The following is a 13,149-nucleotide window of genomic DNA, read 5'->3' on the forward strand; positions in this document are numbered from 1 at the left end:
TTTGGGGGAGGCGAAGCTTCCTAATTCCCAATGAACCAATTAACCAATTCCTTTCACTCTTGACGATGCACGCACATGAAAAAAAACAACCTCCTTTTAGCATATTACGGCGATGACTTTACCGGTTCCACGGATGCGCTGGAATTTCTGAGCCGGGCCGGGATTAGGACCGTCCTGTTCATCCAGCCGCCCGACCCGGAGCAGCTGGAGCGCTACCCGGGCCTGCAGGCCGCGGGTGTGGCCGGTAATACCCGGGCCCTGTCGCCGAAGCAGATGGAAAGCGTGCTGCGGCCAGCCTTTACGGCCCTGCGGCAGCTGGGCGCACCCCACATCCATTACAAGGTGTGCTCCACCTTCGATTCCTCGCCCACCATCGGCAGCATCGGCAAAGCCATTGAAGTGGGAGCGGAGGTGATCCCTGCCCCCTTCGTGCCGCTGCTGGTGGCGGCGCCCGCCCTGGGCCGCCATTGCGTGTTCGGCAACCTTTTTGCCCGCATGGGCATCGGCAGTGACGGCGCCATCTACCGCCTCGACCGGCACCCTTCCATGAGCCGCCACCCGGTGACCCCGGCGGACGAAAGCGACCTGCGGCTGCACCTGTCCCGCCAGACCCCCAAAAAAACGGCGCTGCTGGATATTCTGCAGATCGCCCGCCCGGACGCCCCCGGGCTGCTGGGCAAGCTGGTGCAGGACGGAGCCGAAGTGGTGCTGTTCGACGCCATGTACGAAGAGCAGATGGGGGCGGTAGGCGCCCTGATCGACGGGTACGCCACCCGCGAAACGCCTCTCTTCTCCGTGGGCTCCTCGGGCGTGGAAATGGCCCTGGGCGCACACTGGGCAGCTAACGGCCAGCTGCAGCCGCCCCAGGAATGGGGCCACCCGGGCCACCCGGGCCGGGCGCAAGGGCTGCTGGTGGTTTCGGGAAGCTGCTCGCCGGTCACCTCGGGCCAGATCGCCTGGGCCGTGGCCAACGGCTTTGCCGAAGTGCCCGTGGAGATCAACGCCCACGAAGAGGCCTCCGGTCCCGGCTTTGCGCTGGAGTGCGACGTGGAAAAGGTCGTTTCCCTGCTGCAACAGGGCACCGGCGTAGTGGTGCATACCAGCCGCGGCGCCGATGACGAACGCATTGCCCGCACGGCCCGCATCTTCGAAGAGCAGGAGATGGATACCATCAGCACCTCGCTGGCCTACGGCAGCTTTTTGGGCAACCTGGTCCGGGATGTGGCCGGGCGTGCCCCGCTCACCCGCATCGTGGTGGCCGGCGGCGATACTTCCAGCTATGCTGCCCGTGCCATGGGCATCGAAGCCGTGGAAATGATCGCACCCCTTGCTCCCGGGGCGCCGCTCTGCAAAGCTTTTGCCCCCGGCTCGCCGGTCAACGGCCTGCAGGTGGTGTTCAAAGGCGGCCAGGTAGGCCGGGAAGACTTTTTCGGAATGGTAGCCGAGGGAGGCAATAGGCAATAGGCAATTTGTTCATTGGTTCATTGGGAAGTAGGGAGGGGACTCCCGTGACCATTGCCCATTCAGCAATCGTGTAATTACTACTAAAATATATTCAGTAAAAAGTACTTATGAAGAAGACCTTAGGATTAATCCATACTTCGGCTACCCTGGTGCCGGTGTTTCAGCAGTTGTGCAACCAGTACCTGCCCGGTGTCAATGTATTTAATATCGTCGACGACAGCCTGATCAAGGACGTGATCAACCGGGGCGAGCTGACCTCCGGCACCGCCCGCCGCGTGGTGGATTATGTAGGCTCGGCCGAAGCCGCCGGGGCCGATTTTATCCTGGTGACCTGCTCCTCCATCGGCGCCGCCGTGGAAGCCGCCGCCCCCCTGACCAAGGTGCCCGTGCTGCGGGTAGACCAGCCCATGGCCGACCTGGCCGTGCAGACCGGCCGCCGCATCGGTGTAGTGGCTACCCTGCCCACCACGCTGGGACCCACCAGCGACCTGGTACGCCGCCGTGCCGCTGCCGCCGGCAAAGAGATCGAGCTGACCTCCCGCCTCTGCGAAGGCGCCTTCGAAGCCCTGATGGGCGGCGATGCCGCCCGCCACGACGCGATGGTAGCCGATGCCCTCAAAGAGCTGTCCACCCAGGTGGATGTCATCCTGCTGGCCCAGGCTTCCATGGCCCGCGTAGTGGACACCCTGGCCGAAGCCGACCGCCGCGTGCCCATCCTGGCGTCGCCGCCCCAGGCCATCAAACACTTGTCCACCCTCCTCTAAACGATTTGTCTTTCCCCTCCTAAACGATTTGCCGTATGAAAAGCATCCGAAAAATGAGCCTCGGGCTGAGCGGGCTCTCCCTGGTCTTACTTATTGCAGGGCTTTATTCCGGCCAGCCGGCTGTGTGGCAGCCGGCGGCCCTCTGCCTGTCCGTATTTTTTTCCTTTGGCATCGGGGCCGTACCCGCCCTGAAAAGCTACCAGTACACCGCCTGGATCATCACCGCCGTGGTGGCGGGCATGATCTACCCCATGGCCTTCCGCTCCTGGGGCGGCTTTGACCTGCGCAACAAATGGCTGATCCTGATCGTGGTGCAGATGGTGATGTTCGGCATGGGCACCCAGATGAGCCTGCACGACTTCTCGGGCCTCGGCAGTACCGGCAAGGGCGTGCTTATCGGGCTGCTCTGCCATTTTTCGATCATGCCCCTGGTCGGCTTCCTGCTGACCAAGATCTTTCATTTCGACCCGGAGATCGCCGCCGGCATTATCCTCATCGGCTCCTGCTCCAGCGGGCTGGCGTCCAACGTGATGGTCTACATCGCCCGGGCCAACCTGGTGCTGTCGGTAGCGGTAACGGCCATGGCCACCATGGCGGCGCCCCTGCTCACCCCCTTGCTGATGAAGCTGCTGGCCGGCACCATGATCCAGATCCGCTTTTTGGACATGATGATGGAGATCATCAAGATCGTGATCGTGCCCATCGGCGCCGCCCTGCTGCACGACTACCTGAAGCGGGCCACGCCCAAGGGGCGCCTGCGGGTGATGGTCCTTACCGTCCTGTGCCTGCTGTGGCTGGGCGGCCTGCCGGTCACCTGGTCGCTGATGGAAGCACGGCTGTCCGCACCCGTTATGGGATCGATAGAGGTGTTCAGCTTCTTTGCCGGTGCCGTCGTGGCGGGGGTGGCCTACCACTGGCTGACCGCCCGGTTTCCCAAGCTGGATAGCTTCATGCCCTACCTGTCCATGTTTGGCATCGTCTATTTTACCACCGTCACCACCGCCGCCGGCCGCGACAACCTGATGCAGGTGGGCCTGCTGCTGTTCTTTACTTCGGTCTTCCATAATGCCGCCGGCTATTTCTTCGGCTACTGGCTCAGCCGGGCGTTTGGCCTGGACAAGAACTCGGCCCGCACCGTGGCCTTCGAAGTGGGCCTGCAAAACGGCGGCATGGCCTCGGGCCTGGCCGGCAGCATGGGCAAGCTGGGAACGGTAGGCCTTGCCGCGGCCGTCTTCAGCCCCTGGATGAACATTTCCGGTTCCATCCTGGCCAACTTCTGGCGCCGCCGGGCCGTTCCGGCCCCTGATAAGGCCTTGTCGGAGCCCGCCAGGGAGCCGGCCGGAACCGAACTGGCCATAAGCCGGGGATAGGGAATTGGTTCATTGGAATTTGGAATTGGGGAGAAGGTTTATGGCAGCAGAAACGCCATAAACCTCCTCCCCAAACTTTTTAAACTCCTAACGAATCACCGAACCTGCTCCACCGAACTCGTAAACTCGTAAACGCCTAACTCAGGAACTCAGAAACTCCTCAGACCTTATCCTCTTTAATGACGTTTTCCTCCCCGGGCAGGTAGTGCTCGCGGGTGTGGACGGGGGGTGTTTTGGTTTTGCTCATCCGCATTTGTAACACATCCACCAGCAGGGCGAAGGCCATGGAAAAGTAGATATAGCCCTTGGGAATATGGAATTCCAGCCCTTCGGCAATCAGCGATACCCCGATCAGCAGCAGGAAGCTCAGTGCCAGCATCTTGAAGGCCGGGTGTTTGTTGACAAAATCACTGATGGGCCCCGAGGCGAACAGCATGATGCCCACGGTGATGACCACCGCCGTGTACATGATCCACAGTTCGCTGACCAGGCCGACGGCGGTAATGATCGAGTCGATGGAAAATACCAGGTCCAGGATCAGGATCTGGAAAATGACGTTCCGGAAGGAGTGGGCCTTAATTTCTTTGGAGGTATCGCCTTCCTCGCCTTCCATTTTGTGGTGGATCTCCGTGGCACTTTTGTAGATCAGGAACAGGCCCCCCGCAATGAGGATCAGGTCTTTGCCCGATATGCCGATGTTGAATACGGTAAACAGGTTGCCTTCGAGTTTAAGGATCAGCGAGATGATCCCCAGTAGGCCCAGCCGGAGGAACATGGCCAGGATCAGCCCGAGGCGCCGGGCCTTCTGTTGCTGCTCCGCCGGCAGCCGTCCCGCCACGATGGAGATAAAGATGACATTGTCCAGTCCCAGCACTACTTCCAGGAGAATTAACGTTAAAAGCGCAATAATCGATTCCATAGGCAATAAAAATAAAGCAAGGAAATCATCTCGTGCATTCTTTTCCTTCTTTCGTTCCCGGCCTCTCTTTTTTCCGCATTATCTCTTAGCTTTAAGGCAGTGCACCTGCATTTTTTTCACTGAAAACCTGGAGCCTCATGACCACGACAAATGGAAGTTTAAAGGCGGGAGAGCTGCGCCTGGGTAACCTCGTTCGCTGGAACCCCGCCCGGGCACATCCCGGCACCACGCTGATGCCGGTACTGATCGAGATCTCCGCCATCTGGCGGGACAAGGTGGGGTTTTCCTCGCCCAACTTCGACCACCGGGTCGAGCCCTTCGAGGACGACCGGATGCAGATGGAAACGCGCCAAAAGCCCCTCGCCGAGCTGGAGGCCGTGCCCCTGGAGGCCGCCCTGCTGCAGCGGGCCGGGTTCCGCCCCCTGGAGGGCGAACGGTTTGTAAACGACGGCTTTGAGCTGGTGTACGACCCCGCCCAGTCGGTGTTCCGCTACCGGCGGCCCGATGGCGTCTGCCTGGTCGTACACTACCTGCACCAACTGCAGAACCTGTATTTTTCCCTGACCAATGAAGAGCTGGACCTGGCACCCTGAAGCGGGGTGGTGGACGGGTTTTGGCCTTGGGTTTTCCCGGTTTCGACGGCAAAAAAGCCCCTTTCACCGAAAAATGCCCCTTTTTCACCTGATTTAGGCAACCTTTAAGGGTTGCTTTGCCTAAAGAAAGAAAAGCTTTTCGACGGCAAAGCCCCCGGTAGCCAATCCGGGTCCGGCCCTACCTTGTTCCTGGAAAATCCTTTCATACGTTCGTAGCCTGGTCTTGTTCCTTCCGATCCTTACCCCCCGAAAACAGCGGCAAGCCCTGGAAGCATCCCTTCCATTTCTTGTCCACGGCACTAATCCTATGGACGTACCCTGATCTGTCCCAAAATGGGAAGCAGAATATCTATTCCACAAAAATGATTGCCGTATGTTCAAAAAACACCTGACGATTGCTTTGGCGGACGATGATGCCGACGACCAGTTTTTCTTTGAAATGGCCCTGATGGGCGTGAGCGGGGATATCAAGCTGCGGATCTACAACGATGGCGTGGAGCTGATGCAGGCGCTGACCGCGTCCGGGCAGCCCCTGCCGGACGTGATCTTCCTCGACCAGCACATGCCCAAAAAGGACGGTCTCACCTGCCTGGAGGAGATCAATGCCCATGATGCCCTCCGGCATATTCCCGTAGTGGTGCTCAACACCTGTATGAGCCCGGCCAACCTGGAAAAGGTTTCGAAGCAGCAGCGCTGCCATTATTTTCCAAAACCCGACAACGTTTCGCAACTGGCGGACCTGATCCGGTGGGTGTGCACCCAATTCCGCACCCCTTCCGGCAAAGGCTGCTCTGTCTGTCCTTAACCACTTACCGGAAAATCGCTGCCATCCATGAGACCCCTCCGCTATCTCCGCAACCATTCTTTACTGTTCATCTTTTCTGCCGCCCTGGTGCTCATCGGCGCTGTCTCCTATTCCTTCGTGGCACGGATCACCGAAATGCGGGCCGCCGCGGCCCGGGTGAACCGCGCCCACACGGCCCGCCTCACGCTGGCCGGCATCCTGTCGGGACTGCGGGAGGCCGAAACCGGGCACCGGGGATACCTGCTCACGGGGGACCGGGCCTTTTATGCCGACTACCAGCTCTGTACCCGCCGCATCGATACACAGCTCTACCGCCTTCGCCTGCTCTGGAACGACCAGCCGCCGCTGCTCCGGGAAACCGATACCCTCCAAACCCTGATCCAATGGCGGCTGCACCTGCTGAAAGGAGTACAGGAGCGGCACCGGGGAAACGAGGCCCTGGCGCGGGAGTTTCGCCGGGACCTCCTGCCGGGAAAGCGGGCGATGGAGGCCGTGGACCTGCAGGCACAGCGGCTGGACGAGCGCCAGACCGCCCTGCTGCAGCGGCACGTAGCCGCCAGCGACCAGCATACCCTGGCCACCCCGATCTATGCCTTGATGCTGATCTTCATGGCGGCAGGCCTTATCGTTCTGGCCGTCTTTATCCTGCGCCGCCGCCTGGCGCGCTCCGCCTGCTTCCTGCTCCAGACCCAGGCCGCAGGCGAGGAGGTGCGGAAAACCAACTTTTTGTTCGAGCGGGCCGAGGAACTCGGCTGCATGGGCTCCTGGCAGTGGAACCTGGCCACCAATGAATTGAGCTGCTCGGCCAACCTCTACGCCCTTGCGGGCTGGGAGCCGGACAGTACAGAGCCTTCCTTTAAACGTTTTCTGCACCAGGTGCATCCCGACGACCGCCCGCTGATCCTGGAGGTGAAGGAACAATGCCTCCTGGAAGGCCGCTGTTCGCCCTTCCAGTACCGCCTGCTGCGCAAGGACGGCAGCCTGCGCCACATGAAAGCCCAGGGCCGCCTGGAGCGGAACGACAAAGGACAGGCCGTGCTGCTGGGTGCCACCCAGGATATTACCGAAGAATTTTTGCTGAAGCAGCAGCTGCAGCAACGCACCCAGCTGGTGGAATCGCTGGTGGAGAACAGCGCGGCCATGATCGCCGTGATCGACACCAACCGGCGCTATACCGTCTGGAACCGGGCCAACGAGCGGATGTTCGGCCGCTCCAAGGAGGAGGTGATCGGCAAAACGATCACCGAAGTATTTCCCTTCCTGACCAGCGACCTGCGGATCAAGTTCATCGAGGACGGCCTGCAGGGCGTGCCTACCTACGCCATGGAGCTGCCCTACCTCGACGGCCAGAAAACCGGCGACATCAGCTACATTCCCCTGCACGATGCCGACGGCAGCGTCATGGGCCTGCTGATCATGATCCACGACGTGACCGAGCGGATGCAGACGGCGGAGGAGTTGCGGGAAAAGAACCTCGAGCTGCAGCAGTCCAACGAGGAGCTGGCCTCCTTTAATTACATCGCCAGCCACGACCTGCAGGAACCGCTGCGCAAGATCCAGACCTTTGGCAGTTTTATCGAGACCACCGAAACAGGCCTCAGTGTTACCGGCCGCGAACACCTCAAAAGAATCATGCTGGCGGCCGCCCGCATGCGCAACCTGATCCGCGACCTGCTGTCCTTTTCGCGGATTGGCATGGTGCCGGAAGAGATGGCGCTGGTAAACCTGAACGAGGTGCTGCACAGCGCCCTGTTTTCCCTGAAGGCCGCCATCGACGAAAAGGAAGCCCTGGTGCATGCCGACACGCTGCCGCTGGTGCGGGGCGTGCCCTTCCAGCTGCAGCAGCTGTTCGAAAACCTGGTGGGCAACGCCATCAAGTACAGCCGTCCCGGCATCGCGCCCTTTATTTCCATTACCACGGAGGTCGTCCAGGGCCCGGGTGCCGACGCCCAGGTAGCGGGGCGGGCGTTCCACCACATCAGTTTCCGCGACAACGGCCTGGGTTTCGACCCGCAGTATGCGGCCCGGATTTTTGAGCTGTTCCAGCGGCTGCATACCCAGGCGGAGATCCCGGGTACCGGCCTGGGCCTGGCAATTTGTAAAAAGATCGTGCACAGTCATGGCGGCCTGATCCGGGCTTCGGGTAAGCCCGGCCAGGGAGCCGTCTTCGAGGTGTTCCTGCCGCAGGCCCTGCCGGTAGGCCCCGCCCCAAGGAAAGACCCGTCGGTTTTGAAGGCGGAGCGGCTGAGGTGATTTCGGATGTCGGATGTCGTCTCGCCTTTGGCGAGATTGAAAGAAGATAATGTTCTACTTAAAGGAAAGCCCCCGAAAACCGGGGGCCTTTTTCGTTTATTTTCTATTTGGGAGGTGCTCCAAAGTGGAAGACCTTTTCAACAATCTAGGGGATCCGAAATCCGACATCCGACATCCGACATCCGACATCACCGTGTGAGCACCACCCTCTGGGTGGCCGCCTTACCGCTGCCTTTCAGCCGCAGCACATAGGTGCCGGCGGGCAGGTTGGCGGTTGACAGCGTGGTGGCCGCAGCGCCGCACTGGAGGTGGCGTACGACGCGGCCCTGGGCATTGAGCACTTCCAGCAGGGATCCTTCGCGGGCCTGCACGGTGATGCGCTGTCCCTGCCGCGCCACGGTGGGATACACCCGGAAAGCCGAAACCGCCGCCGGCCGTAGTTCCTTTTCGTCTTTAACTTCTGCCCGCAGGGCAGGTTCCCCTTCTTTATTCTCGTCTTCTTTTACCGTTACGACATACGAATCGGTCAGGCAGCCATACGGGTCTTTGACCGTGTAAACGGTTTTTTTCGAAGGGCTGACCATGATGCTGCGGGAGCTCTCGCCGGTCGACCATTTGTAATTGCCTTCCCAGGAGGCCTTGAGCTTGGTGGTGGAGCCGGCTTCCAGGGCGATGCTCCGTTTTTTGTTGACACTGTGCATGAGGGTAAAGCGGTCGGCAACGGTGCCGTCCATGCGCAAAAACTTGCCGTCCAGGCGGTTGCCTTCCACCTCCAGGAAAAGCGAGCCGCCGTCATCGAAGGCATAAGGGAGGGCCTTGTGCGGGAACCCCTTGGATACTTCGCTGTAGGCCCCCGCCGAACCGGATACCACGTATACGATCCCCTTGTCGTTGTCCAGCCCCGCCGAAGTGATATAGGGACAGGAGTTGGGCGAGCCGTTGTACCGGCCCGAGGAGTTGCTTTTGGCGTGGAGCGCTGCCGAGAAGCTGGCTTCGGGCCCGTAATGGCCGTTCATCAGGTAGGAGCGCTCGTAGTTGTGGCTGTGGCTGCCGATGACCAGGTCCACGCCGTAGCGTTCCCAGATGGGCACGAGGCGGGCGCGGATCCGCTTCATGGGACCTTCCACGTCGGAATCGTGGTGGCCCTTGGAGTAGGGGGGATGGTGCAGCATCACCACCAGCCATTCGCGGGTGTTGGCCGCCAGGTCTTTTTTCATCCAGGTGGCCTGCTGCCCCAGGGTATCATACAGGTAGGTGCTGTCCCTTTCCATGCCATAGGAGTCGAGGCACAGCACGTGCATATTGCCCCAGTCGAAGGCGTAATAGTTTTTCGCTTTCGACGGTATCCCGCCGCTTTCGCCCTGCATGGGCACCGTCATGTTGCGGAAGTAGGGGGCGGTGCGCTGCATGTTGGTGGTGGTATGGTAGTCGTGGTTGCCGGGGGCGGGAAAGAGTACATGGTTGCGCAGAATGTTGGGGCTGTAGACGTTGAAAAAGAATTGCTGGAATTCCACGTCCTTGCCGTCCATGTAGGCCAGGTCGCCGGGGATCAGCAGCAGCTCGGCCGGGTTGTCGCCCACGTAATCGAGGTAGGTGCGCAGGGTGCCGGTCTGGTAGCCGCGGCCGTTCTTGCCGCAGTCGCCAAAGACCGCGATGCGGATGTTGCGGTTGGTATTGGCCGGCGGGGCGGTGCGGAAGAAGTGGGTGCTGTCGCCCTGCAGGATGTAGGTGGAGGTGCCGATGCGGTAGTAATATTTGGTATCGGGCTCCAGGCCGGAGATCCGGAGGATGTGTTCCGTGGTCCGTTCAGGATCGGAAGCCGATAGGGTATAGGCGTCCGGGCTGGCGCCCACCTCCACTTTGGAATCGGTAAGGATGTCGGTGCGCCAGCGCAGGGTCATGGCCGTGGCGCTGCCCGCCTGCAGGTAGGGACCGCGAATAAGCTCGGCTTTGTCACCGTTGCCGGGGTAAGGCCATAGCGTGCCGGAGGGGATAAGGGTGGTCTGGGCGAAAAGGAGGTGGCTGGTCAGCAGGGAAAGACAGAGAAGCAGGTTTTTTTTCATAGATTATTAATATTGGTGAGGAATTTCCGGGAACCAGGACACAGGGAGCGGGAAGAAGGGGCTTCAACAGGGGATGAACCGGGCGGGGATGTCAGTAGACAAGGGGTAAGCCGGCAAAGGGCGGACGCAAGGGGTGCGGCGGCCGGTCAAGGGGAGCGGCCGGTTTAAAAAAAAGCGTGTTTTCTGGTGGGGGGACAGGGCGTGAAACCCATGCATCACAAATGCTGCCCGGAATGGCTGTGTAAAGTTAGACAATCCACCGAAAAGGTCAAGAGCAATTTACCCGCGGGCCTAACCGAAATTTTTTGGCGCCTTAATCTTTAATTTCGCTGCCTCCTTTTTTGGGGATCGAAACATGAAAGAAAGAAGAATCGGCATCATGGGCGCCATGCCCGAAGAAATTGAAGGCGTCGTGCACCTGCTGACCGACAGGGCGGAAACCGCCGCCGGCAGGCGCACCTATTATACGGGAAGGATCAACGGCATACCGGCCGTCGTGGTGTTTTCGCGCTGGGGAAAGGTGGCCGCCGCCACCACCGTGGCTACGCTGATCCACGAATTCGGCATTACCGACCTGATCTTCACCGGCGTGGCCGGCGCCCTCCAGGCCGACCTGCGCATCGGCGATATCCTGATCGGTACCCGCCTGATCCAGCACGACATGGACGTCCGTCCCATCCTGCCCCGGTTTGAGACCCCGCTGCTGGGCATCACCTGGTTCGAAAGCCCCCGGCCCTGGGTGGACCTGTCGCTGAAGGCCGTGAACGAGCTGCTCGACCGGCGGCACCTCCACGAAGTGATCACCGAGGGCGAGCTGCACCTGTTCCGGATCACCCAGCCCCGGGTGTTCACGGGCGCCATTGCCAGCGGCGACAAGTTCTTTTCCCGCACCGACGACAAGCAGCAGCTGCAGGAATTGCTGCCCGAAGTGCTGTGCGTGGAAATGGAGGGCGCCGCCGTGGCGCAGGTTTGTTACGAGTATGACATCCCTTTTACGATCATCCGCACGGTTTCCGATGCCGCCGACGACGCTTCGGCCATCGACTTCCCCCTGTTCATCCAGCATATTTCCAGCCGCTACTCGGTGGAGATCATCCGGAACATTTTCGCTCATTTGTAACGGGGGGACGGGGTGGTTCTTTTTTTGCAGGGGATAGGCCATGCGTTTTTCCATCGGCACCTTCAATGTTGAAAACCTGGTCCGTGCCAACCGGCCTATTTATACCGAAGCGCGGGCACGGTACAGCGACGGGGAGTACCGTGATAAAGTAGGCTGGATAAGGCAGCAGCTGGTCAAGATGAATGCCGACATCGTCGGCTTCCAGGAGGTGTTTGAAGAGGAGGCGTTGCGCGACTGCCTGGCCGAGTCGCCCTTTGCGCAATGGCACCTGGCCGTCGCCAGCCCCACCGGCAAGACGCCGGTCAATGCCCTCCTGAGCCGGTACCCCTTAACCGGGGTGGAAGTGATCCGGGAAATCCCCTTTGCCTTTCAATTCTTCGACGAGGCCCGCCTGGCGCCTTTTTTGGAAAATGGGGCGGTTGATATTCCCATCCGCAATTTTTCCCGCAGCCTGCTGAAGGCCGTCGTCCGCCTGAACGAGGACGTATCGGTGGTGGTGTTCGTCGTGCACCTCAAATCCAAAAGGCCCATTTATCCCGAAGGCACGGATATGGACAGCGTTTCCTACCCCGAAATGGCGCAGGGTGCCGTCCGCTCCCTGGTTCGCCGGGGCATAGAGGCGGCGGGCATCCGCGCCCTGCTGTCGCAGGAGATCGACACGGACGGGCAGCGGCCGGTGGTGATCATCGGTGACCTCAACGATAACGATACGGCCGTCACCAGCCAGTCGATCCTGGGCGCGCCCCCCTTTCACAAGCTGCCGCCGGAGGAAAAAGCCCGGCGCTGGAAATACGTGTTTCAGAACTGCCGGGATATCCAGGCCCGCAAAAGCCTGGAGCATTATCATTATACCTATATCCACAACGGGCACTACGAAAGTTTGGACAATATATTCGTCAGCAACCATTTTTCCGATCAGAATAACGACCGCCTCGGCCGGGTGATCGACCTGCGGCTGTACAACGACCACATCATCGACAAAACGGTTTCCCGCGACCGCAAGCCCTTTTATGTGTCCGACCACGGGCAGGTGGTGGTCAATATGGTGCTGCAGGAGCGGGTTTAGCGGGCGCTAACCTAATTGTTATCAAATGTTTAAAATGGAATCCGGAAAAGGGCGGTTTGAAAATCTAAATTATATTTGCTAACGCTGTTAGGGAATGGGTCCCTTTTTTAAATCCCCTTTAGTTAACAGTGTTAGGAAAGTATACAATTGATCACCATAAACCCGGAAAAATGAAAAAGCTCTTCAACGTTACCCCCAAAGCCCATCTGATTGATACCGCCCTGCTGGTCGCCCGCCTCGGCATTGGCGGCCTGATGCTGACCCACGGCCTGCCCAAGCTGTTCCTGCTGTTTTCCGGTGCGCCCGTCCAGTTTCCCCCCGTGCTGGGCATGAGCCCCGAACTGTCGCTGGCGATGGCCGTGTTTGCCGAAGCGTTTTGTTCCGTGCTGCTGCTGCTGGGACTGGCTACCCGGCTGGCGGTGATCCCCCTGATCATTACCATGCTGGTAGCGGTGTTGCTCATCCACAGCGCCGATCCTTTTTCGGCCAAAGAGCCGGGGCTGCACTACCTGCTGGTATATGTCGTATTGCTCATCACCGGGGGCGGCCGCTATTCGCTGGACAACCTGTGGATTCGCCGCTGGTTCTCCCGCCGCAGCACCCGCCGGCTGGAAGATCCTACGCTGAGCATTGAATAAATAAGTTTCATAGGTTTGGACGGTTCAAGCCCCGGCGCAGCATTTTTGCCGGGGCTTTTTATTTCCTACTTTCGCCCTCTGTTCGCTGCAAATC

General features: G+C 60.0%; 11 protein-coding genes. 9 read left to right on the top strand and 2 right to left on the bottom strand.

The features are described from left to right. Positions 1-75 precede the first annotated feature (75 nt). The 3 genes from V9K67_RS23235 (at position 76) to V9K67_RS23245 (ending at position 3,598) form a co-directional block, all read left to right on the top strand. Positions 76-1,464, top strand: a complete 1,389-nt coding sequence (locus V9K67_RS23235) for a four-carbon acid sugar kinase family protein (protein ID WP_336726805.1) — start codon at positions 76-78, stop codon at positions 1,462-1,464. Between the two features lie 107 nt (positions 1,465-1,571). Continuing rightward, entirely contained in the window at positions 1,572-2,228 is a 657-nt protein-coding gene (locus tag V9K67_RS23240) for an aspartate/glutamate racemase family protein (protein ID WP_336726808.1), read from the top strand. Positions 2,229-2,263: 35 nt separating this feature from the next. After that, a complete protein-coding gene (locus tag V9K67_RS23245; protein ID WP_336726811.1) occupies positions 2,264-3,598 on the top strand; it encodes a bile acid:sodium symporter family protein in 1,335 nt (444 codons plus the stop codon). A 160-nt stretch (positions 3,599-3,758) separates the two neighbouring features. On the opposite strand, the gene V9K67_RS23250 is transcribed toward V9K67_RS23245, so the two are convergent. Further along, a complete protein-coding gene (locus V9K67_RS23250; protein ID WP_336726813.1) occupies positions 3,759-4,517 on the bottom strand; it encodes a TerC family protein in 759 nt (252 codons plus the stop codon). 137 nt (positions 4,518-4,654) lie between these two features. On the opposite strand from V9K67_RS23250, the gene V9K67_RS23255 reads away from it, so the two are divergent. The 3 genes from V9K67_RS23255 to V9K67_RS23265 all read left to right on the top strand — a co-directional run bounded on the left by V9K67_RS23255 (position 4,655) and on the right by V9K67_RS23265 (position 8,168). Next, on the top strand, positions 4,655-5,110 hold the full coding sequence (locus V9K67_RS23255; protein ID WP_336726815.1) for a hypothetical protein: 456 nt from the start codon (positions 4,655-4,657) through the stop codon (positions 5,108-5,110). Between the two features lie 373 nt (positions 5,111-5,483). Beyond that, complete coding sequence (locus tag V9K67_RS23260) at positions 5,484-5,915, top strand: response regulator (protein ID WP_336726817.1); 432 nt, start codon at positions 5,484-5,486, stop codon at positions 5,913-5,915. Between the two features lie 27 nt (positions 5,916-5,942). Further along, the gene (locus tag V9K67_RS23265) at positions 5,943-8,168 is read left to right on the top strand and encodes a sensor histidine kinase (RefSeq protein ID WP_336726819.1); all 2,226 of its coding nucleotides are present in this window, start codon (positions 5,943-5,945) and stop codon (positions 8,166-8,168) included. A gap of 188 nt (positions 8,169-8,356) precedes the next feature. On the opposite strand, the gene V9K67_RS23270 is transcribed toward V9K67_RS23265, so the two are convergent. Next, a complete protein-coding gene (locus tag V9K67_RS23270) occupies positions 8,357-10,231 on the bottom strand; it encodes a metallophosphoesterase (RefSeq protein ID WP_336726822.1) in 1,875 nt (624 codons plus the stop codon). 355 nt (positions 10,232-10,586) lie between these two features. Between V9K67_RS23270 and V9K67_RS23275 the strand changes: the two genes are divergently transcribed. The 3 genes from V9K67_RS23275 to V9K67_RS23285 all read left to right on the top strand — a co-directional run bounded on the left by V9K67_RS23275 (position 10,587) and on the right by V9K67_RS23285 (position 13,055). Continuing rightward, entirely contained in the window at positions 10,587-11,351 is a 765-nt protein-coding gene (locus tag V9K67_RS23275) for a 5'-methylthioadenosine/adenosylhomocysteine nucleosidase (protein WP_336726825.1), read from the top strand. A 40-nt stretch (positions 11,352-11,391) separates the two neighbouring features. Then, positions 11,392-12,417 (top strand): endonuclease/exonuclease/phosphatase family protein, encoded by a 1,026-nt coding sequence (locus V9K67_RS23280; RefSeq protein WP_336726827.1) that lies wholly within the window; start codon positions 11,392-11,394, stop codon positions 12,415-12,417. 170 nt (positions 12,418-12,587) lie between these two features. After that, positions 12,588-13,055, top strand: coding sequence for a DoxX family protein (locus V9K67_RS23285; RefSeq protein WP_336726828.1), 468 nt, complete (start codon positions 12,588-12,590; stop codon positions 13,053-13,055). The last annotated feature ends 94 nt before the right edge of the window (positions 13,056-13,149 follow it).

Source organism: Huijunlia imazamoxiresistens (genome assembly GCF_037132455.1).
Classification (GTDB): domain Bacteria; phylum Bacteroidota; class Bacteroidia; order Chitinophagales; family Chitinophagaceae; genus Flavisolibacter; species Flavisolibacter imazamoxiresistens.

Coding starts and splice junctions, on each gene's coding strand:
- V9K67_RS23235 (WP_336726805.1), top strand. CDS start 76: ATGAAAAAAAACAACCTCCTTTTAGCATATTACGGCGATGACTTTACC.
- V9K67_RS23240 (WP_336726808.1), top strand. CDS start 1,572: ATGAAGAAGACCTTAGGATTAATCCATACTTCGGCTACCCTGGTGCCG.
- V9K67_RS23245 (WP_336726811.1), top strand. CDS start 2,264: ATGAAAAGCATCCGAAAAATGAGCCTCGGGCTGAGCGGGCTCTCCCTG.
- V9K67_RS23250 (WP_336726813.1), bottom strand. CDS start 4,517: ATGGAATCGATTATTGCGCTTTTAACGTTAATTCTCCTGGAAGTAGTG.
- V9K67_RS23255 (WP_336726815.1), top strand. CDS start 4,655: ATGACCACGACAAATGGAAGTTTAAAGGCGGGAGAGCTGCGCCTGGGT.
- V9K67_RS23260 (WP_336726817.1), top strand. CDS start 5,484: ATGTTCAAAAAACACCTGACGATTGCTTTGGCGGACGATGATGCCGAC.
- V9K67_RS23265 (WP_336726819.1), top strand. CDS start 5,943: ATGAGACCCCTCCGCTATCTCCGCAACCATTCTTTACTGTTCATCTTT.
- V9K67_RS23270 (WP_336726822.1), bottom strand. CDS start 10,231: ATGAAAAAAAACCTGCTTCTCTGTCTTTCCCTGCTGACCAGCCACCTC.
- V9K67_RS23275 (WP_336726825.1), top strand. CDS start 10,587: ATGAAAGAAAGAAGAATCGGCATCATGGGCGCCATGCCCGAAGAAATT.
- V9K67_RS23280 (WP_336726827.1), top strand. CDS start 11,392: ATGCGTTTTTCCATCGGCACCTTCAATGTTGAAAACCTGGTCCGTGCC.
- V9K67_RS23285 (WP_336726828.1), top strand. CDS start 12,588: ATGAAAAAGCTCTTCAACGTTACCCCCAAAGCCCATCTGATTGATACC.